Consider the following 20,497-nt stretch of genomic DNA (forward strand, 5'->3'; position numbering starts at 1 on the left):
CGGCGTCCCCATCCCACCACAAGGGACAGACCACGCAACATGCAATCCATCGCGCCGGGCGCGTCCGCGCCCGATGGATCGCCGGGTCGAGCCCGGCGATGACGGGGGAGGGCGGCACCGACGGCTTCGCACGTCAACAGGCGATCTCGTCGAAGAGGTCGCGCCAGTATGGGTTCATCGAGACGATCAGGTCGATCTTCCACTCGCGCGGCCAGTGCTTGATGTTCTTCTCGCGCTGGATCGCCGCCATGATGGTCTCGTGCCGCTCGAAATAGACGAGGTCCTTCACGCCGTAGCGCTTCGTGAAGCCGGGGACGGCGTCGGTGCGGTGCTCGAAGACACGGCGCACCAAGTCGCTGGTGACGCCGACATAAAGCGTCCCGCCCGGCCCGCTCGCGAGGATGTAGACCCAGCCGCCCATGGGTTGATGATGCGGCGCCTTCGCCCCGCCGTCATGCCCCCGCGCTGAGCGGCATTACATCGTATAGCTACTATAGACCGATAGCAAAATTTATACAGCTTCAACGATCGCGTCCCACTTACCGTCCTCAACAATCTCGGTGACTCTGTAAGTACCCGGCATCAACGCCGCGCCTCCCACCACGCGGCCTTCTTCACCGTGTCCGACGCTACCTCTCTGTTGAAGGACGATGAGTTTTACCTCAGTGCCTACCCGAATGTTTCCGACCTCCCACTGGGTCTTCAGGCCGCCATGGTTTGTGCGGGGACGCCAAATCAAAAATCGCCCTGGTCCTGCATGAGCATCGAGCCATGCAGTCACAACGATCTCTCCTTCTGGCGTCACTCCGCCCCAAAAGCCTCGGGCGCTGCCAGTTTGGACACCAGCCTTCCTCAACGCGTCTACGAACTTCCCGAATGGGGGAACTACGACTTTGCTCACAGCATCCCTCCTCGCAGCAGGCTATGCAGTATCTATAGCACATCTCTGCATGTCTCTGCAAGGCTCTTCGAGCTGAGCAGCGGGGCGTCGTTCCTCGCGTTCCCCTTCAGCTACACCCGCTCGTGCTTCCGCACGTGTCGCACTTCAAGCACGTGCCGTTCCGCACCATGGTGAAGTTCCCGCATTCCGAGCAGTTCTCGCCCTCATAGCCCTTGAGCCTCGCCTCGGCGCGGCGGGCGTCGGCGGACTTCGCCACGGGCGCGGGCTCCTTCGGGGCCTCCCAGGCGAGGTGGCCGAGGGCGGGCGTCTCGACGCGGGGCTCGCGCTTCAGGGCCGTGGCCGCGCCGCTCGACATAGCGGAGGTCGCAGGGCGGCCGCCGATCGCCGTGACGTTGGAGGAGGCGGCCGAGCCGGTCGGGCCTGAAGATTTGGGCTCGCCGGACGGGGACGGGACCGCCGTCAGCTGGCGGCCGCGCACCAGTCCCTTCGAGACGGGGGCGGGCGGGGCCTTGTCCTGCGCGACGCCGGTTCCGATCGAGTCCGGGGTCATGTCGCTTGGGTCGACATGCGCGAGGTCGTAGCGCGACAGGTAGGAGATCGCGAGCTCGCGGAACACGTAGTCGAGGATCGAGGTCGCGTTCTTGATCGTGTCGTTGCCCTGCACGAAGCCGTTCGGCTCGAAGCGCGTGAAGGTGAAGGCCTCGACATATTCCTCGAGCGGCACGCCATATTGCAGGCCGAGCGAGACCGCGATCGCGAAATTGTTCATGACCGAGCGGAAGGCCGCGCCTTCCTTGTGCATGTCGAGGAAGATCTCGCCGAGCCGGCCGTCGTCATATTCGCCGGTCTTGAGATAGATCTTGTGGCCGCCGACGATCGCCTTCTGGGTGTAGCCGCGGCGGCGGTTCGGCAGTTTTTCGCGCTCGCGCACCAGCTGGACGCGCTCGACGATCTTCTCGATGACCTGGGCCGTGCGCGCCGCGGCGGGCTGCGCCACCAGCGCCTCGACGGCGTCGTCCTCCTCCGCGTCCTCGGCGATGAGCTGCGCCGAGAGCGGCTGGGAGAGCTTCGAGCCGTCGCGATAGAGGGCGTTGGCCTTCAGCGCGAGCTTCCAGCTCAGCTTGTAGGCCTCCGAGCAGTCCTCGATGGTCGCGTCGTTCGGCATGTTGATGGTCTTGGAGATCGCGCCCGAGATGAAGGGCTGCGCCGCCGCCATCATGCGGATGTGGCTCTCGACCGAGAGGAACCGCTTGCCCGTGCGGCCGCAGGGGTTCGCGCAGTCGAACACCGGGTAATGCTCGGGCCGCAGATGCGGCGCGCCCTCGACCGTCATCGCGCCGCATACATGGGTGTTGGCGGCCTCGATCTCGGCCTTCGAGAAGCCGAGATGGGCGAGCAGGTCGAAGGCCGGGTCGTCGAGCTTCTCCGCCGGGACCTTCAAGCCCTGCGTCAGGAAGGCCTCGCCCAGCGTCCATTTGTTGAAGATGAACTTGATGTCGAAGGCCGACTTGGCTGAGCCCTCCAGCGTCTCGATCGCCTCGTCCGAAAAGCCCTTGGCGCGCAGCGTCACGGGGTTGACGCCCGGCGCCTGGCGCATCGAGCCGTGGCCGACCGCATAGGCCTCGATCTCGGCGATCTGGTGCTCGGCGTAACCGAGCGCGCGCAGCGCCTCCGGGACAGCCCGGTTGATGATCTTGAAATAGCCGCCGCCCGCGAGCTTCTTGAACTTCACCAGCGCGAAGTCGGGCTCGATGCCGGTCGTGTCGCAGTCCATCACCAGGCCGATCGTGCCGGTGGGGGCCACGACCGAGACCTGGGCGTTGCGGAAGCCGTTGAGCTCTCCGAGCGAGAGCGCGCGGGACCAGGCCTCCTGCGCGGCCGTCACGACCTCGGAGCCCGGCAGCGCCGCGACATCGAGCGGAACGGGCAGGGTGGAGAGCGCCTCGTAGCCGGCGGCCTCGCCGCGCGCGGCCCGGGCGTGGTTGCGGATCACGCGCAGCATGTGCTCGCGGTTCTCCGGATAACCGTCGAAGGCGCCGAGTTCGCCCGCCATCTCGGCCGAGGTCGCGTAGGCGACGCCGGTCATCAGCGCCGACAGCGCGCCGCAGAGCGCGCGGGCGTGGGGTGAGTCATAGGCGATCCCGGACGACATCAGCAGGCCGCCGATATTGGCGTAGCCGAGGCCGAGCGTGCGGAACTTCCAAGACAAAGCGGCGATCTGGCGAGAGGGAAACTGCGCCATCAGCACCGAGATCTCGAGCACCACCGTCCAGAGACGGCAGGCATGGGCGTAGGCCTCGACGTCGAACGTCTTGTCGGCGCGCCGGAACTGCAGGAGGTTGAGCGACGCCAGATTGCAGGCCGTGTCGTCGAGGAACATGTATTCCGAACACGGGTTCGAGGCGCGGATCGGCCCCGAGGCCGGGCAGGTGTGCCAGTCATTGACGGTGGTGTGGTACTGGATGCCGGGATCGGCGCAGGCCCAGGCCGCGTAGGAGATCTGGTCCCAGAGGCCGCGGGCCTTGAGCGTCTTGGTGACTTTGCCGGTCGTGCGGCCGATCAGGTTCCATTCGCCGTCGGTCTCGACGGCGCGCAGGAAATCGTCGGTGACGCGCACCGAATTGTTGGAGTTCTGGCCCGCGACCGTGAGATAGGCCTCGCCGTCCCAGTCGGTGGTGAAGGTCTCGAGGTCGATGTCCTCTTCGCCCTGCGCGGCCATCTGCAGCACGCGCTTGATCAGCGCGTCGAAGACCTGGGACTTGCGGGCGAGCTTCACCTCGCGCTTCAGCGCCGGGTTCTTCTCCGGGTCGCAGCAGTCGGAGCCCGAACCCTCGCAGTTCACGCAGGCCTTGAGGATCGCCTTGAGGTGGCGCTTGACCACCTTGGAGCCGGTGACGAGCGCCGCGACCTTCTGCTCCTCCTTCACCTTCCAGGAGACGTAGGTCTGGATGTCCGGGTGGTCGGCGTCGACCACCACCATCTTGGCGGCGCGCCGCGTGGTGCCGCCCGACTTGATGGCGCCGGCCGCGCGGTCGCCGATCTTGAGGAACGACATCAGGCCCGACGAGCGCCCGCCGCCCGAGAGCTTTTCGCCTTCGCCGCGGAGCTGGCTGAAGTTCGAACCCGTGCCGGAGCCATATTTGAACAGGCGCGCCTCGCGGACCCACAGGTCCATGATGCCGCCCTCGTTCACCAGATCGTCCGAGACGCCCTGGATGAAGCAGGCGTGCGGCTGCGGCCGTTCATAGGACGACGCGGAGGGGCGCACCTCGCCGGTCCTGTGGTCGGCGTAGAAATGGCCCTGGCTCGGCCCGTCGATCCCGTAGGCCCAGTGCAGCCCGGTGTTGAACCACTGCGGGCTGTTGGGCGCGGCCTTCTGGGTCGCGAGCATGTAGCAGAGCTCGTCGAAGAACGCGCGGGCGTCCTCCTCGCCGTCGAAATAGCCCTCGCACCAGCCCCAATAGGTCCAGGTTCCGGCGAGCCGGGTGAACACCTGGCGCGCGTCGTCCTCGCCGACATAGCGCTCCTGCTCGGGGAGCTGGACAAGGGCTTCCTCGTCGGCCTCGTGGCGCCAGAGCCAGGACGGGACGGTGTTCTCCTCGACCGGCCTCAGCCGCGCGGGGACGCCGGCCTTGCGGAAATATTTCTGCGCAAGGATGTCGGCCGCGACCTGGCTCCAGGCCTCCGGCACGTCGATGTCGGCCGCGCGAAACACCACCGAGCCGTCCGGATTGCGGATCTCGCTCGTCGCCTTGCGGAACGCGATCTCCGCATAAGGGGACTGGCCGGCTTTGGTGTAGCGGCGTTCGATGCGCATGATCGTCCCCAAGCTCCAAATCTGACGCGGAAGCCGCCCCCCGCGGTTCCGGGCCGGTGCTGGACCGGCAAAACATGTGCCGCCTTCAGGACGCGCGCGGGCGCTCCCGCGCAGTGCATGCGAAGGCGTGTCGAGAAGGCCGACCGGGCCTTCCAGCGATGTCGTTCGGTTTGAGCGTCGCGCTCGCTTCGGGACGTTTGGACGGCCCCGCGACGAGCCCGGAAGGTAAAGCGAGTCTTGACCGAACGTCGAGTCCGGAATCACTCTTTTCCACGGGCAGGCGCTATCCCTCGTGAAGCCGGTGAATATCGCCCACTAGATATAGTGGGCACCAAGCCGTGAATCAAAGGTTGATGGCGGCGTCGCACGGTCTCCGTCGCGGCTCCGAATCCAGCGTCTCGCGGCCGTGCCGGACCTGCCCGAGCGGGTGTGGACAACTTCGGGGATTGCGGCCGCTGCTCAGGCCGAGCCCAGCGAACGCCCGACGCGCAGCAGGATGGAAAGCTGCGCGCGGGCTTTGGAAGCGAAGCGCTCCTGTCGCCGATGATCACCTGACAATAACGCGTGCCATAACAACAAGTGAATTGGGATCACTCCTCGTTCATCGCCACGCTTCGCTTCAATGAAGCGAGCTTATCGTCCAAATGCAGGATGATCAGATCTCCCGGATCGTTTCTAGTTTACTTGTCGCCCGCTTTCACGCGGGCCGAGGCTGTGGTCTGCGCGCGAGGGCGCGCGGCACGAGAGGAGGGCGCGATGGCGGCTCGAAAAACATTGGGAGCGTTGGCGTTCGGGTTCATGGTCGCGGTTTCGGGGCAGGCGGAGGCACAGACTTCGTTCGGCTCGCGGCTGACGGCGACGACCCAGCCCGCGAACGCGGGCAAGGGCGTCTTCTGCAAGGAAGACAACCGTGGACAGATCTGCAGCGCGGTCATGACGATCGCCCGGAATCGGCCGAACAGCGCCGTCCTGGCGCCGAAGGACGGAACGCTGGCCAAGGTGCGGCTGATCGCGTGCTTCCCCGGCAGCTTCGTGCTGCAGCTCGTACGGCTGAACGAGGCCGGCGAGGCGACCGACGTCCGCACTGGTCCGACAATCAATTATCAGGGCGACAGCCGACATTGCAGGCGCTCGCGCTTCGACATCGAGGAGTTCCCGGTCAATCTGCCGATCCGGCAGGGCGACCGGATGGCGGTGCTCGCGACCAAGATCGGCTTCGTCTACAGCGCGGGCGACAATGGCAGCCAGCTGTTCGCCCCGCCGCTCGCCGACGGCGAGACCGGGCGCACATCCTTCGACCAGGGCACGGGCATCATCCTGCTCGAGGGGATCTACGACGACTGAGGACGCCGGGAGCCGGGGCCCGTGGGCTGGACAATCGCAGCCCGCGGGCCGATACCGGTCCGCGACCTCCTCCGTCGGACTTCGACCCACATGTCCCTGATGAGCGTGCTCACCGACATCTTCACCTGGTGGAACGGCTCCACCATCGGCACCCGCTTCGCGCTGAGGGACGGCGAGTTCGTGGGCGAGGACGAGTTCGGCAACCGCTACTACCGGCTGCCCAACGATCCGGAGAAGAACGCGGCCTTCGGGACCGAGCGGCGCTGGGTGATCTATGCGGGCTACGCCGAGGCCTCGGCGATTCCCGCCGGCTGGCACGGCTGGATGCACCACACCGTCAACGCGCCGCCCGCGAACGAGAACTATGAGCCGCGCGAGTGGGAGAAGCCGCATCGCGAGAACCGCACCGGCACGGTCGACGCCTACCGCCCGAAGGGCTCGGCGCTCTCGACGCGCCAGCGGCCGGCCGCCACCGGCGACTACAAGGCCTGGTCGCCGGCGGACTGACGCCGAAGCCGCCGCGAGGGAGCCGCAATTGGCGGGTCTCTTCGCCACGTCGGCGTCAGCGCCGCCCCCGCCTGCCGCTTGAGGTCCCAAAGCCCGCCGTGCTGGTCCGCCTGTCCCTGATCGCCGCTCTCGCGCCGGCATTCGCGTTTCCGGCGCTCGCCCAGAACCCCGGCACCTCGACCATGGACCCGAAGCCGAAATCGGCGCGGCCCGAGGTCGTGGCGCCGACGCCGCGGATCACCAACCCGGTCGCGGTGTTCAACGGCCTCGACAAGATCACCGGACGCATCACCGAGTTCGACGCGCCGATCGACAAGGTCGCGACCTTCGGGGCGCTCAAGGTCACGCCGCATGTCTGCTACACGCGGCCGCCGACCGAACAGCCCAACACGACGTCTTATGTCGATGTTGAGGAAATCACGCTGACCAACGAGCAGCGCAAGATTTTTTCGGGCTGGATGTTCGCGTCGAGCCCGGGCCTGACGGCCGTCGAGCACCCGATCTACGACGTCTGGCTGATCGACTGCAAAGGCGGCGCGCGACCGGAAGCGCCGCAGGGGCCGACGCTCGGCGAATAGGCCGAGCGGCCGAACCATCACCCCTTGATGTCTCCCGGCACGTTCGCCCCGTAGGGCGGGCGGGGGATCTGCATATGGGCGTCGCGCAGCGCCTTGGACCAGCGCTCCCGCAGATCGAGGAAATATCGGTCGTTGGGCTCGATGCGGAAATCGAGCTCCGGCGTCAGCGCGTCCTTCCTGAGCACCAGCACGTCGATGGGCGGGCCGACGCCGAGGTTCGACCGCATGGTCGAGTCCATCGAGATCAGGCCGATCTTCAGCGCGTCGTAGAGGTCGGTCTCGTAGGTCACCGCGCGGTCGAGAATCGGCTTGCCGTATTTGTGCTCGCCGATCTGGAAGTAGGGAGTGTCGGGCGTCACTTCGATGAAGTTGCCGGCGGCGTAGACCATGAACATCCGCAGCCGCCCGCCCGCCACCTGGCCGCCAAACAGCATCTGGACGTCGAACCGCGCGGTCATCTGTTCGAGGCTCGCGCCGTCGATCCGCCAGACTTCGCGAACGGCGCGGCCGACGAGCTGGGCGGCCTTGAACATCGTGGGCTGGCTATCGAGCGTCTCGAGCTCGCCGGTCTCCTGATTCTCGACGCCCTCGGCCAGCATCGAGATCACGGACTGGCTGACCGAGAGGTTGCCCGAGGTCGCGATGGCGAGCGTGCGACGGCCCTTTTCCGACTGGATCTTGAGCTTGCGGAAGATCGCGATGTTGTCGATGCCGGCATTGGTGCGCGTGTCCGCGATCATGACGAGCCCGTCACGGACAAGGATGCCGACGCAATAGGTCATCGAAAAGCCCCGAACCCAGAGGGGCGCGAAGCTAGCAAGTCCTGCCGATCGCAGGCAATGCGCATCGAAGCGCCGTGCACGAAAGAAAGGCGCCGATCGCGGGTTGAACCCTATGCCCTGCGGAAGGCGCGCTTGGCGCGCGCGTCCTCCACCGAGACGTTGACTTCGAGGGTCTCGCCTCCGCCGCCATAGCGCGTGCCGCGGACTGGCGCGGCCGACAGATAGTCGAGCCCGATCGCGACGCGGACATGCGCTTCGGTGGCGCAGACGCAGTTGGCGGGGTCGAATCCGACCCAGCCGAGGTCCGGCACGAAGGCTTCGGCCCAGGCATGGCCGGCGCTCTCCTCGGTCGGCCCGGCCAGGGACTGCCTCATGCCGTCCGCATCGATGGACTGGGTCATGCCGGCGCCGTCGAGCGCCGCCGGCTCGCGGCGGACATAGCCGCCGACATAGCGGGCCGGGATATTCAGCCGCCGCGACGCGGCAAGGAAGACGTGGGTGAGGTCCTGGCAGACGCCGCGCTTCATGCCGAAGGCCTGCGCCGCGGTCGTGGCGCTGTCGGTCGGTCCGGCCTCGAAAGTCATCCGCTCGTGCACCCCGCTGAGCAGCGCGTGGAGCGTGCCGAGCCTGTCGCCCTTTCCGGCGGCCTCGGCCTCCAGCGCGAAGGCCGCGATGTCGAGGTCGGGCGCCGTCAGGTCGGTCTCGCGGAGATAAAGCGCGGGCGGAAACCGCTCCACGGCGCCGCGCACCACGCCGCCCGTGTCCTGCGTGTCGACTTCGCCTTCGACCAGGACGGTCAGCCGCTCGATATGGCCCTCGGAGGCGAAGACATGGGTGTAGTTTCCGAATGCGTCCTCGCTCTGGCGCAGCCGGCAATTGTGATCGACGTCGAGCCGCCAATGCACGACGTGCTGGCCCTCATGGCCGCGCGGCGTCACGCGAAGCGTCTGGATGACGGCGGAGGCCGGCGTCTCGAAGGTATAGATCGTCTCGTGGCGAATCTTGAGCCGCATGCCGAGCCCCTCAGGCGAGGTACTGCTCGTGGATCGCAAGACCCAGGCGGTTGTTGTCCGAGAGGAAGCCGGTGATGAACTCGTGCAGCCCCGTCTGGAAGATTTCGCGGATGTCGGCGTTCTCGAGCCTCACCCGCGAGGCCCGCGCCATCCGCTGGGCCTGTCCCTGACGGCCATAGGAGCGGGCGAGCGCGTCGAGGTGACGAACGAGCTCGCCATAGCAGGCCGCGAGCGAGCGCGGCATCTGGTCGTTGAGGATCAGCAGGTCGGCGATCAGCCAGGGCTTGAGGCTCTCGCGGTAGACCCAGTGATAGCTCGTCATCGCCGAGACCGCCCGCAGGATCGCCGACCACTGGTAGTAGTCGAGGCCGCCGCCGACCCCGCCCTCCTCGGGCAGGAGCAGGTGGTACTTCACGTCGAGGATGCGCGCGGTGTTGTCGGCGCGCTCGAGCAGCATGCCGAGACGCGAGAAGTCGTAGATGTCGTTGCGCAGCATCGTGCGGGAGGCGGAGCCGTCGAAGCGCAGGCTGATCTCCTTCACCCAGCTCAGGAACCGGGTGAGCTCCTCGCCCTCGAGCTTACGGTCGGCGGTCCTGCGAAGCTCGATCCAGGCGCCGTTGATCGCGTCCCACATCTCCATGGTGAGGGCGGTGCGCACTGAGCGGGCGTTGTGGCGGGCGGTCTCGAAGCAGTTCAGGATCGAGGAGGGGTTGTCGCGGTCGAAGGCGAGATAGGCGACCACGGTCTCGTGGTTCGCCTCCTCGTGCTTGTCGAAGAACGCCTCGGCGACGCCCGCGGTCTGGACGGCGCTCTCCCATTCGTTGGTCTTGCCGCCATAGGCGGCCGGCAGCGAGGCGAGCCGCTGGGTCGCCTCCAGGATGCGCGCAAGCGCCTCCGCGCGCTCGACATAGCGCGACAGCCAGAACAGATTGTCGGCCGTGCGGCTCAGCATCGCGTCATCCGTCGAGCACCCAGGTGTCCTTCGTGCCGCCGCCCTGGCTGGAGTTCACGACCAGCGAGCCTTCCTTCATGGCGACGCGGGTCAGGCCGCCGGGGACGATCCGCACGCCGTCCGAGCCGGTGAGCACGAAGGGGCGCAGGTCGACATGGCGCGGCGAAACGCCGGAATCGACGTAGGTCGGGCAGGTCGAGAGCGCGAGCGTGGGCTGCGCGATGAAGCCGCCAGGCGAGGCCCTCAGCTTGGCGCGGAACAGCTCGACCTGCTCCTTGGTGGCGTGGGGCCCGACCAGCATGCCGTAGCCGCCCGAGCCGTGCACCTCCTTCACCACCAGCTCCTCGATGTGGTCGAGGACGTAGGCCAGCGCCTCGGGCTCGCGGCAGCGATAGGTCGGCACGTTCTTCAGCAGCGGCTCGGCGCCGAGATAGAAGCGGATGATGTCCGGCATGTAGCTGTAGATCGCCTTGTCGTCGGCGACGCCGGTTCCGATCGCGTTGGTGAGCGTGACGTTGCCGGCGTGGTAGGCGCTCATCAGACCCGGCACGCCGAGCGCGGAGTCCGGCCGGAACACCAGCGGGTCGAGCCATTCGTCGTCGACGCGGCGGTAGATCACGTCGACGCGCTTCGGCCCCTCGGTCGTGCGCATGTAGACGACTTCGTCGCGCACGAAGAGATCGCGGCCTTCGACGAGCTCGATGCCGAGCTTGTCGGCCAGAAACGAGTGCTCGTAATAGGCCGAGTTGTAGACGCCCGGCGTCAGCAGCACGACGGCGGGATCTGACGGCGCCGAGCGCGGCGCGAGCGAGCGCAGCGTCGCCAGCAGCTCGTCGGGATATTTCTCGACCGGGGCGACGCGGTGCCGCGAGAACAGCTCCGGGAACAGCCGGATCATCACCTCGCGGTTCTCGAGCATGTAGGACACGCCGGAAGGGGTGCGGGCGTTGTCCTCGAGCACATAGAAGGTGTCGGCGTCGACCCTGACGATGTCGATCCCGGCGATGTGCACCCAGAGATCGTGCGGCGGCGACTTGCCCGCCATCTCCGGCCGGAAGGCGGCGTTCTGGAACACGAGCTCGTGGGGCACGATCCCGGCCTTCAGGATCTCGCGCTTGCCGTAGACGTCGGCGATGTAGAGGTTCAGCGCCTTGACGCGCTGCTCCAGGCCCTCGCTCAGCAGCTTCCATTCCGCGGCCGTGAGGATCCGTGGGATGATGTCGAAGGGGATCAGGCGCTCCTGCGCCTGCTGGTCGCCATAGACCGCGAAGGTGATGCCGATCCGGCGAAACAGGAGCTCCGCCTCCCGCACGCGGTAGTCGAGCAGGTCCGGGGGCGCCGCTGCAATCCAGTCGGCGAGTTCGCCATACGCCTGCCGGATCGAGCCGTCTTGAAGCGTCATCTCGTCGAAGGCGGGCGAGGGCAAGCGATGCGACTCCTGACGGCTGTTCCAAATAGAGATGCTAATCCACGCGCAGCCGGTGGAAAGAGGCGCGGCGCCCGTTTTTCCGGCGCCGGGCGCCTCGCGCAGCGTCAGATCAGCCTGAGCGCCCGGAAGCTGGCATGGCCGTCGCGACCGACGATCACATGATCATGGACCTCGATCCCGAGGGGTTTGGCCACCTCTACGATGGTGCGGGTCATGTCGATGTCGGCGCGGCTCGGCGTCGGGTCGCCCGACGGATGGTTGTGCACCAGGATCAGCGCCGTCGCCCGGAGTTCCAGTGCGCGGCGCACCACCTCGCGCGGATAGACCGGCGTGTGGTCGACGGTTCCGGTCTGCTGCACCTCGTCGGCGATCAGCGCGTTCTTCTTGTCGAGGAACAGGATGCGGAAGCGTTCGCGGTCGTCGAACGCCATCGCGGTGCGACAATAGTCGATCAGCGCCGACCAGGAGGACAGCACGGTCCGCTTGCCGATCGCGCCCTTGGCGACGCGGCGCGCCGCGGCCTCGACGATCTTGAGGTCGGTCGCGGTCGCCTCCTTGACGCCCTTGATTTCCATCAGACGCTCGACCGGCGCGGCCAGCACGCCGCCGAAGGAGCCGAAGGTCGCGATCAGCTGCTTGGCGAGCGGCTTCACGTCCCCGCGGGGCAGGGTGCGGAACAGCACCAGCTCAAGCAGCTCGTAGTCCGGCAGCGCCTCGGGCCCGGTCTCGAGGAACCGCGCCTTCAGCCGGGCGCGATGGCCGAGATAATGCGGTTCATCGACAGGCCTCGCCTCGGCGAAGCCCGGCAAGGACGCAGAGGCGTCTTCGGCTGGCGCGGCTTTGGGCATTCGATCGGCCCCGACGGGTTCGCGCCATGGTGACGCGGGGTGGCGGCAGGACGCAAGCGGGGCGAAGGGCTGCAGGTCACGGAGTTACGGGCTTGGGGCGCGGTCGCCGCGTGCTTCGAGACGCCCGCGAAGACGCGGTCTCCTCAGCATGAGGAGCGTCGAGGATGCCAGACACTAGCTTCCTCATGCTGAGGAGCCGTCCGTCAGGACGGCGTCTCGAAGCACGCAGCACGGCCGTGCAGGGATTGCCGCTCTACGTCACGCGGCGAGCCTGATTTCCTCAGCTCGCGAACACCGGCCGCTCGAGCCCGCGCGGCGAGTAGGTGAACACCTCGCAGCCGTCCTCCGTCACGCCGACCATGTGCTCGAACTGGGCGGAGAGCGAGCGGTCGCGCGTCACGGCGGTCCAGCCGTCGCCGAGGATCTTCACATGCGGGCGGCCGAGATTGATCATCGGCTCGACGGTGAAGAACATGCCGGGCTTGAGCGGCACGCCCTCGCCGCGGCGGCCGTAATGCAGGATGTTGGGCTCGTCGTGGAACAGCCGCCCGACGCCGTGGCCGCAGAAGTCTCGCACCACCGAGCAGCGCTCGCCCTCGGCATACTCCTGGATCGCGGCGCCGATGTCGCCGGTCGTCCCGCCCGGGCGGATCGCCGCGAGGCCGCGCATCAGCGACTCGTAGGTGATCTCGATCAGCCGCTCGGCGCGGCGCGGGATCGCCCCGACCGCGTACATCCGGCTCGAATCGCCGTGCCAGCCGTCGAGCACGTAGGTCACGTCGACATTGACGATGTCGCCCTCGCGCAACGGCTTGTCGTTCGGGATGCCGTGGCAGACCACGTGGTTGATCGAGGTGCAGATCGTCTTGGAGTAGCCGCGGTAATAGAGGCAGGCGGGCAGGGCGCCGTGATCCATGCCGAATTCGAGCGCCAGCTGGTCGAGCCGCTCCGTGGTCACGCCGGGCGCGACATGCTCCTGCAGCATGTCGAGCGCCTCGGCGACCAGCCTTCCGGCCTTGCGCATGCCCTCGAAGGCCTCCGGCCCATGCAGCTTGATCGCGCCGGTCTTGCGGAGGGGCGCGGTCTGGGCGTCGACGAAGGTCATGGATCGGGCTGGGTCGCGTCGGTGGAAGGAGAGTCCGCAACATAGGCGCGGGAGGCACGCGAGCCAAGCGGAGGGTCGCAGAGCTGCTCTCGGCTGACCGCAATAGCGTTCTGCGTGCTTCGAGACGCCGTCCTGACGGACGGCTCCTCAGCATGAGGAACGATCGCGATTGGCGTCCTCAAACCTCCTCATGCTGAGGAGGCCCAAAGGGCCGTCTCGAAGCACGCAGCACCTCGCCCCAAAGGGCTGGGTGCTATCGCTTCAGATGGCGGGCATGCGCCTCGGAGTAGAGCGCGCTCGTCTCGCCCGCGACGCCGTCCAGCGCGCGGCCGACGATGACCAGCGCCGTGCGCTCGACGCCGAACGGCTGCGCCTTGTCGACGATGTCGGCAAGCGTCCCGCGAACTACGACCTCGTCCGGCCATGTGGCGCGGGCGACGAGCGCCACGGGGCAGTCCGCGCCGTAGAGCGGCGCGAGTTCGTCAGCGATGCGGGCGAGCTGCTTCGCCGCGAGATGCAGGACGAGCGTGCCGCGCGAGGCCGCGACCGCCTCGAGCGTCTCGGCCTCAGGCATCTTTGAGGCGCGGCCCGCGAGCCTGCTCAGCACGATCGTCTGCGCGACTTCCGGCACGGTGAGCTCGACGCCGAGCCGGGCGGCCGCCGCCGCGAAGGCCGGGACGCCGGGCACGATCTCGAATGGGATCTTCCGCGCCTTCAGCGCCCCGAACTGCTCGGCGGTCGCGCCATAGATCGACGGGTCGCCCGAATGCACGCGCGCGACGTCGAGGCCCGCGGCATGAGCGGCCTCGAACTCCGCGACGATGGCGTCGAGCGACATCGGCGCGGTGTCGACGACCCGCGCGTCTCCGGGCGCGCAGGCCACGACGGCCGCCGGAACCAGCGAGCCGGCGTAGAGGCAGACCGGGCAGCGGGCGATCAGGTCGCGGCCCCGCACCGTGATGAGGTCGGGATCGCCGGGGCCTGCGCCGATGAAGAAGACCGTCACGGGGTCAACGCGGCTTTACGGCGGCGAACTGCGTCACGGGCATCGCCGGCCGCCAGCCCGTCATGCGGCCGACCGGGTCGGCGTAGGTCGCCTGCAGGCGCACGAGGTCACCGCCATGCACGGCGCGGAAGGCGACGAGCCGCCCCTCGGTCTCGAGCGTCACGGCGTTGGCGGCGAGCCGCCCGCCGGGCTTCAGCGCCGCCCAGCAGATGTCGAGGACGCGCTCCGCGGTCGCTCCGCCGCCGACGAACACGGCGTCGGGCCGCGGCAGGCCCGCGAGCCCCTCGGGCGCCGCAGCCTCCCGCAGGTCGAGATCGGGGACGCCGAGCCGGGCCGCGTTCTCGCGCGCCCGCGCCGCGCGGTCCGGGCGTGGCTCGAGCGCGATCGCGCATCCGCCGCCCCGCATCCACTCGATCCCGATCGAGCCCGAGCCCGCGCCGATGTCCCAGAGCAGGGCGCCGGGCGTCGGCGCGAGCCGCGCGAGGGTGAGCGCGCGGATCTCGCGGCGGGGGATCTGGCCGTCATGCGCGAAGGCGTCGTCGGGCAGGCCCGGCGTGAGAGGCAGAAGAGCCGCCTCCGAACTGGCCACGACCTCGATCGCGACGACGTTGAGCGGGTCGAATGTCAGGCCCCCGACGTCACGAGCCGCCATCGGGACGGCGCGGACATTCGTTCCGCCGAGGCGCTCCAGAACGGTCAGGCGACTGTCGCCGCAGCCATGCGCTGCGAGCAGCGCGGCGGCGGCGGCCGGCGTCGTCCCGTCGGCGGAGAGCAGCACGATCCGGGCGCCGTCGAAAAGCTCGAGCGCCAGCCGCTCGAAGGGCCGCCCGCAGGCCGAGACGACACGGATCTCGGCCGCAGGCCACAGCATGGCGGCGCAGGCGAGCTGGACCGAGGTGAGGGCCGGCAGCACGACGATCTCGTCCCGCGAGACGCGCGCGAGCAGCGTCGCGGCGACGCCGTAGAACAGCGGATCGCCGCTCGCCAGCACGACGACGTCGCGGCCCCGCCAGCCCGCGATGACGTCGAGGAAGGGCAGCATGGGTGACGGCCAGGCGCGGCGTTCGGCGCGGGGCGACGCTTCGACGGGCGTCAGCGCCAGATGACGCTCGCCCCCGACCACGACCTCGGCCTCCGCCAGCGCCGCGCGGGCCTGTGGGCCGAGACCTTCAAAGCCGTCCTCGCCGATCCCGACGACGGTGAGCCAGGGCCGGGCAGGGCGGAGGTCGGGAACAGCGGCGGTTCGGGCGGGCATGGGCTGCGGGTCTCGGCGATGCGGACCGAGACCTCTACCACGCCATCGAGAGACCGATCATCTCCTCGGCCGCCGCGACGGCTTCCGGAACGGTCGCCACCACGCGGCCTTGCGGCGGAGGCGGGCGGTCCACCACCACGACCGGAACGCCCCGCTCGCGCGCGGCGACGAGCTTCGCGGCCGCCGCCCCGCCGCCGCTGTTCGCCGTGACCAGGCATCCGATCCGGTGCTCGTCGAACAGCGCGCGCTCGGCGTCGAGCGAGAACGGCCCGCGGTCGTTGATCAGCAGCGTGTCGGGATGATCGAAGGGCGGCGAAGGCGGATCGACCGTGCGGATGAGGAACCGCACGTCCCTGCGCGTCGCGAACGGCCCGATCTTCATGCGCCCGACCGTGAGGAAGCACGGTCCGTCGGTGACCGGCACCATCCTCGCCGCGGAGTCGAGATCGGCGGCGACGCGCCAGTCGTCGCCGGGCTCGGGCGTCCAGGGCGGACGCACGACATGGATCAGCGGCGCGCCGACCTCGGCGCATGCCGCCGCCGCGTTCCGGGTGATGATCGCGGCGAAGGGGTGAGTGGCGTCGACCACCAGCGCGATGTCCTCCACCGCAAGATAGGCCGCGAGCCCCGAGACGCCGCCGAAGCCGCCGACACGCGCGAAGCCGACCGGCGCGCGCCGCGTCTCGGTCCTGCCGGCGAAGGAGGTGATCACCTCGCAGCCGGCGGCCAGAAAGGCTTCCGCCGCTGCGAAACCGTCGGACGAACCGCCGAGGATCAGCACGCGTGGCCTGGCGCGCCTGTCACGGGATTGTGCGGCGCCGTTCGACGCGCCATGGTCCGCCGCATGTCGCCGATGCCGTCGCATGAAACCCCGTCTCCGACGCCGCTCGTCCTGCCGCCGGCGCTCGCCCGCGCCATGCCGCCATTTCCCCCAGGCGCGGTCTGGCTTGTGGGGGCGGGACCGGGCGATCCCGGCCTCGTCACCCTCCAGGCGGCGCACGCGCTGGCGCAGGCCGACGCGATCTACTTCGATGCGCTGGTGAATGAGGAGGTTTTGAGGCTTGCGCGCGGCGATTGCGAGCGGGTTTTCGTCGGAAAGCGGGCCGGCTGCCCGTCGCCCAAACAGTCCGAGATCACCGCGTTGCTGGTGACGGCCGCACGCGCCGGCAAACGCGTGGTGCGGCTGAAGGGCGGCGACCCCTACGTCTTCGGACGCGGCGCCGAGGAGGCGCAGGGCCTCGTCGCTTCGGGCACGCCCTTCCGCGTGTCGCCGGGCGTCACGGCGGGCATTGGCGGGCTTGCGGCCGCGGGCATCCCCGTGACGCATCGCGACGTCAACCAGTCCGTCACGCTCCTCACCGCCCATGACGCGTCCGGCGGTCTGTCGCAGCGGCTCGACTGGGCCGCGCTCTCGGCGGGCTCGCCCGTGCTGGTCGTCTATATGGGCTTCCGCCTGATGGACGTGATCGCCGACCGGCTGCTCGACGCGGGCCGTCCCGCCGACGAGCCCGTAGCGGTGGTGGCGAACGCCACGACGCCGCGCCAGCAGGTCGTGCGCACCACGCTCGGGCGGCTCGCGGCGCGGCTCGACGTCGACAACGTCGCGCCGCCCGCGATCATCGTGGTGGGCGGCGTGGTCGCGCTCGCGCCGGTGCTCGGGCTCGCCGCCGCGGCCGCGCCCGAGGTTGTGGAGGCGTGACGCCGGGCGTCGTGATCGCCGCGCCGTCGAGCGGCTCGGGCAAGACGATCCTGACGCTGGGCCTGCTCAGGGCGTTCCGCGACGCCGGTCTGGTCGCGGGCTCCGCCAAGATCGGCCCGGACTATATCGACCCGCGCTTCCACGAGGCCGCGAGCGGACGTCCGTCGGTCAATCTCGACGGCTGGGCGATGCGGCGCGACCGCATCCTCGCGCTCGCCGCGCAAGCGGGGCAGGGGGCCGACATCCTCGTCGTCGAGGGCGTCATGGGCCTGTTCGACCGTCCGGCCGAGCCCGGGATCGAGGGCGACGGCGGCGCGGCCTCCGTGGCGAAGACGCTCGGCGCCCCGGTGGTCATGGTCCTCGACGCCTCCGGCATGGCGCAATCGGCGGGCGCGCTCGCGGCCGGCTTCCGGGATTTCGACCGGGACGTCGAGTTCGCGGGGGTGATCCTCAACCGAGTCGCGAGCCCGCGCCACGAAGCGCTGTCGCGGGAGGGCTGCGCGGCCGCAGGCGTGACGGTCTTCGGCGCCGTGCCGCGGCGCGCCCAACTCGCCACGCCCTCGCGCCATCTCGGGCTGGTGCAGGCCGAGGAGGTCGAGGGCCTCGAGGCGCGCATCCGCGAGGCCGCCGAACTGATCGCGGCGTCTGTCGACCTCGACGCGCTCCGCGCCGCGGCGCGTCCTTTCGCAAAGCCGTCAGGTGCGCCGGCCCCGTTCCGCCCGCTTGGCGCGGGGATCGCGATCGCCTCCGACGTCGCCTTCCGCTTCGCCTATCCGCATCTTCTGGAGGGCTGGCGCGACGCCGGCGCCGGAATCTCGTTCTTCTCGCCGCTCGCCGACCAAGCGCCCGATCGCTCGGCCGACGCCGTCTTCCTGCCGGGCGGCTATCCTGAGCTCCACGCCGGCCGTATCGCCGCGGCGGCGGACTTCCGGGCCGGTCTGCGCGCGGCGGCGAAACGCGGCGCGGCGATCTATGGCGAGTGCGGCGGCTACATGGTCCTCGGAGAGGGACTGATCGACGGCGAGGGGAGGGCGCACGAGATGCTGGGACTGCTGCCGCTCGAAACCTCTTTCGCGACCCGCAGGCTCCACCTCGGCTATCGCGACGCGAGGCTCGTCGCCGCCGGGCCTTTGGGGCCGGCGGGCGACCGGCTGCTCGCCCACGAGTTTCACTATGCGACCACCGTCCGCGAAGGCGCGGCCGAGCCGCTGTTCCGCCTCGCATCGGGCGGGACCTCGGGCCTCCGGCGGGGACGCGTCACCGGGTCGTTCCTTCACGTCATCGACCGGGGATGACGTCCTCGGCCTCGCGGACCTCCTCGACCAGCGCATGGTCGCATCCCGCCGGCGGCACCCTGGCGACGGTGTTCTTGCGAACCTTTTCGGGCCGCGCCCGCCAGGGCGGCACGCCGTCGGCGCTCTCGGCGTGAGCGCGTGCGAAGGCGACGAGATCGCCCGCGTCCTCCGGCGCGAGGCCGCCGATCACATAGGAGAACTTTTCCGGCGCCGAGACGGACGCGGAACAGGCGCGGCCGCAGGCCGACAGGCAGGGGATCGCCCGCACCTCCACCCCCGCTTCCGGTCCGAGGCGGCGCGCCGCCTCGGCCGCCGCGCGACCGAGCGCCGCGCCCGGCGGCTCGGCTTCGGACGGGCCGCCCTCGGGCCGGCAGGTCCGGCAGATTGTCAGCGTCGTCCGGCTTCGAACCGTCTCGCCGCTCATGCGCAGCCTGCCGGACACAAGCTGGCGGCCGTCAGATTTCTGCAACGCCGGGAGCCTTCATGACGCGCCGCACAAACCGACGCGTTGACGGCGATCGAATTCTGCTCAACTTTTGAGCGCGCGGGCGGTAAGGAGCGTATATGCGGCATGGCGGCGATCTCGCGGCGGCGGAGGCCGCGTTCGGCCAGCCTCGGCACGGTTGGCTTGATCTGTCGACCGGCGTCAACCCCCATGCTTATCCGCTTCCGCCCTTCGCTCCCGAGGCTCTGACCCGGCTGCCGGACCCGGCCGACGTCGCGGAGCTCTGCGGGATCGCCCGCGCGGCCTATGGCTGGAAGCCCGACACGCCGGTGGTCGCCGGCCCGGGCGCGCAGGCGATGATACAGCTGCTCCCCTATCTGCGCGTGCGGGGCCCGGTGCTGATCATCGGCCGCACCTATGCAGAGCACGCCTATGTCTGGGCGCGCGCCGGCCATCAGGTGCGCGAGGCCTGGTCGCTGAGCCACGCCGACAGCGCGCAGGTCGTAGTGGTGGTCAATCCCGACAACCCGACGGGCCGCACCACCGAGCCCGACGTTCTGGCCCGACTCGCCGAGGATCTCGCGAGGCGCGACGGGCTGCTGGTCGTCGACGAATCCTTCGCCGACGTCAGCCCCGAGCTCGCGATGGCCGAGCGGGTGGTCCCGCGCGGCATGGTGGTCCTGCGCTCTTTCGGGAAGTTCTACGGCCTCGCCGGCCTCAGGCTCGGCTTCGCCGCTGGAGACGAGGAGATGGTGAGCGAGCTCGCGGGCGAGCTCGGCCCGTGGCCAATCTCGGGTCCCGCGCTCGCGGCCGGCAAGCTGGCGCTGCCGGACGAGGCCTGGGCAGCGACGACGCGGCTGCGGCTGACCGTCGACGCCATGCGGCTCGACCGGATCCTGACCAGCGCCGGCTTCAACCAGGTGCGCGGCTGCGACCTGTTCCGGACCGCGCGCCACTCGCGCGCCTCGGACGTGCATCGAAGGCTTGCGCGCGATGGCGTCTGGTGCCGTGTGTTCGACGATCGGCCGGACCAGCTGCGCTTCGGCCTGCCGGGCGACGACGAAGGCTTCGCCCGGCTCGAAGCGGCGCTCAAATCGGCGGTCAAGACGGCCGCCTGAGGATTCGAGTTCTTGGACATCGCCCACACGGCGCTCGTCGCCCTGATCGCGCTCGCGCTTGACGCCGCATTCGGCGATCCGGACCGGCTGTGGCGACGGCTCGCCCATCCGGTCGCGGTGATCGGCGCCGCGATCGCGTGGCTCGACGCGCGGCTGAACCGGCTGGAGCTCGACGAGCGCGACCGCCGCCGCCGCGGGGTCTGGGCGCTCGCGGCGCTCGTGATCGGCGCCGCCGCCATCGGCTGGCTGATCGCGCTGCCGTTCCGCGGCTGGGCCTACGGCGCGTTTGTCGAGGGCGCGATCGCCTCGGTGCTGATCGCGCAGAACAGCCTCTACGTCCATGTAAGCAAGGTGCGTGACGCCTTCTCGGCCGGCGGGCTCGGCGCGGCGCGGCAGGCCGTCT

20 protein-coding genes are annotated in these 20,497 nt (G+C 69.4%); 7 read left to right on the top strand and 13 right to left on the bottom strand.

The features are described from left to right. Positions 1-133: 133 nt before the first annotated feature. From EK403_RS07600 to EK403_RS07610, 3 genes are all read right to left on the bottom strand, one after another. Positions 134-421, bottom strand: coding sequence for a GIY-YIG nuclease family protein (locus EK403_RS07600; protein ID WP_128776906.1), 288 nt, complete (start codon positions 419-421; stop codon positions 134-136). A gap of 586 nt (positions 422-1,007) precedes the next feature. Continuing rightward, positions 1,008-4,718: a vitamin B12-dependent ribonucleotide reductase gene (locus EK403_RS07605; RefSeq protein WP_128776907.1), complete on the bottom strand. Its 3,711-nt coding sequence runs from the start codon at positions 4,716-4,718 to the stop codon at positions 1,008-1,010. 680 nt (positions 4,719-5,398) lie between these two features. Beyond that, the gene (locus EK403_RS07610; protein ID WP_128776908.1) at positions 5,399-5,653 is read right to left on the bottom strand and encodes a hypothetical protein; all 255 of its coding nucleotides are present in this window, start codon (positions 5,651-5,653) and stop codon (positions 5,399-5,401) included. Here EK403_RS07610 and EK403_RS07615 point away from each other — a divergent pair. The 3 genes from EK403_RS07615 to EK403_RS07625 all read left to right on the top strand — a co-directional run bounded on the left by EK403_RS07615 (position 5,652) and on the right by EK403_RS07625 (position 7,147). Continuing rightward, the gene (locus EK403_RS07615) at positions 5,652-6,062 is read left to right on the top strand and encodes a hypothetical protein (protein ID WP_128776909.1); all 411 of its coding nucleotides are present in this window, start codon (positions 5,652-5,654) and stop codon (positions 6,060-6,062) included. The two genes, EK403_RS07610 and EK403_RS07615, sit on opposite strands and share 2 nt — an antisense overlap. A 99-nt stretch (positions 6,063-6,161) precedes the next feature. Next, positions 6,162-6,569 carry an NADH:ubiquinone oxidoreductase subunit NDUFA12 gene (locus EK403_RS07620; RefSeq protein WP_206659509.1) on the top strand — a complete coding sequence of 136 codons (408 nt, stop codon included), beginning with the start codon at positions 6,162-6,164 and terminating at the stop codon, positions 6,567-6,569. Between the two features lie 98 nt (positions 6,570-6,667). Beyond that, positions 6,668-7,147 (top strand): DUF2155 domain-containing protein, encoded by a 480-nt coding sequence (locus EK403_RS07625; RefSeq protein WP_128776911.1) that lies wholly within the window; start codon positions 6,668-6,670, stop codon positions 7,145-7,147. Between the two features lie 17 nt (positions 7,148-7,164). Here the strand turns inward: EK403_RS07625 and EK403_RS07630 are convergent, their stop codons facing one another. The 9 genes from EK403_RS07630 to EK403_RS07670 form a co-directional block, all read right to left on the bottom strand. Further along, positions 7,165-7,929: a proteasome-type protease gene (locus tag EK403_RS07630; protein WP_128776912.1), complete on the bottom strand. Its 765-nt coding sequence runs from the start codon at positions 7,927-7,929 to the stop codon at positions 7,165-7,167. A 110-nt stretch (positions 7,930-8,039) separates the two neighbouring features. Next, entirely contained in the window at positions 8,040-8,942 is a 903-nt protein-coding gene (locus EK403_RS07635) for a transglutaminase family protein (protein ID WP_128776913.1), read from the bottom strand. 10 nt (positions 8,943-8,952) lie between these two features. Next, on the bottom strand, positions 8,953-9,894 hold the full coding sequence (locus tag EK403_RS07640; RefSeq protein ID WP_128776914.1) for an alpha-E domain-containing protein: 942 nt from the start codon (positions 9,892-9,894) through the stop codon (positions 8,953-8,955). 4 nt (positions 9,895-9,898) lie between these two features. Continuing rightward, positions 9,899-11,296: a circularly permuted type 2 ATP-grasp protein gene (locus EK403_RS07645; RefSeq protein ID WP_128777072.1), complete on the bottom strand. Its 1,398-nt coding sequence runs from the start codon at positions 11,294-11,296 to the stop codon at positions 9,899-9,901. A gap of 131 nt (positions 11,297-11,427) precedes the next feature. Continuing rightward, complete coding sequence (gene radC, locus EK403_RS07650) at positions 11,428-12,171, bottom strand: RadC family protein (RefSeq protein WP_128776915.1); 744 nt, start codon at positions 12,169-12,171, stop codon at positions 11,428-11,430. Positions 12,172-12,451: 280 nt separating this feature from the next. Beyond that, positions 12,452-13,276 carry a type I methionyl aminopeptidase gene (map, locus tag EK403_RS07655; protein ID WP_128776916.1) on the bottom strand — a complete coding sequence of 275 codons (825 nt, stop codon included), beginning with the start codon at positions 13,274-13,276 and terminating at the stop codon, positions 12,452-12,454. Positions 13,277-13,529: 253 nt separating this feature from the next. Beyond that, positions 13,530-14,282: a precorrin-4 C(11)-methyltransferase gene (gene cobM, locus EK403_RS07660; protein WP_128776917.1), complete on the bottom strand. Its 753-nt coding sequence runs from the start codon at positions 14,280-14,282 to the stop codon at positions 13,530-13,532. 4 nt (positions 14,283-14,286) lie between these two features. After that, complete coding sequence (gene cbiE, locus EK403_RS07665; RefSeq protein ID WP_128776918.1) at positions 14,287-15,537, bottom strand: precorrin-6y C5,15-methyltransferase (decarboxylating) subunit CbiE; 1,251 nt, start codon at positions 15,535-15,537, stop codon at positions 14,287-14,289. 34 nt (positions 15,538-15,571) lie between these two features. Next, a complete protein-coding gene (locus EK403_RS07670) occupies positions 15,572-16,318 on the bottom strand; it encodes a cobalt-precorrin-6A reductase (RefSeq protein ID WP_245479567.1) in 747 nt (248 codons plus the stop codon). Positions 16,319-16,369: 51 nt separating this feature from the next. Between EK403_RS07670 and cobA the strand changes: the two genes are divergently transcribed. Together cobA and EK403_RS07680 are read left to right on the top strand one after the other, a co-directional pair. After that, positions 16,370-17,236: a uroporphyrinogen-III C-methyltransferase gene (gene cobA / locus EK403_RS07675; RefSeq protein WP_245479568.1), complete on the top strand. Its 867-nt coding sequence runs from the start codon at positions 16,370-16,372 to the stop codon at positions 17,234-17,236. Continuing rightward, a complete protein-coding gene (locus EK403_RS07680; protein ID WP_128776921.1) occupies positions 17,233-18,531 on the top strand; it encodes a cobyrinic acid a,c-diamide synthase CobB in 1,299 nt (432 codons plus the stop codon). Before cobA ends, EK403_RS07680 begins: the two co-directional genes overlap by 4 nt. Here EK403_RS07680 and EK403_RS07685 read toward each other — a convergent pair. Then, the gene (locus tag EK403_RS07685) at positions 18,515-19,000 is read right to left on the bottom strand and encodes a DUF1636 family protein (RefSeq protein ID WP_245479569.1); all 486 of its coding nucleotides are present in this window, start codon (positions 18,998-19,000) and stop codon (positions 18,515-18,517) included. The two genes, EK403_RS07680 and EK403_RS07685, sit on opposite strands and share 17 nt — an antisense overlap. A gap of 95 nt (positions 19,001-19,095) precedes the next feature. Here EK403_RS07685 and cobD point away from each other — a divergent pair, with 95 nt between their 5' ends. Together cobD and EK403_RS23015 are read left to right on the top strand one after the other, a co-directional pair. Beyond that, positions 19,096-20,094: a threonine-phosphate decarboxylase CobD gene (cobD, locus tag EK403_RS07690; protein WP_128776922.1), complete on the top strand. Its 999-nt coding sequence runs from the start codon at positions 19,096-19,098 to the stop codon at positions 20,092-20,094. A gap of 12 nt (positions 20,095-20,106) precedes the next feature. Beyond that, positions 20,107-20,497: cobalamin biosynthesis protein (locus EK403_RS23015; RefSeq protein ID WP_245479570.1), on the top strand; the 391-nt coding region annotated here is incomplete at its 3' end.

It is taken from the genome of Hansschlegelia zhihuaiae, assembly GCF_004103825.1.
GTDB classification, from domain to species: domain Bacteria; phylum Pseudomonadota; class Alphaproteobacteria; order Rhizobiales; family Methylopilaceae; genus Methylopila; species Methylopila zhihuaiae.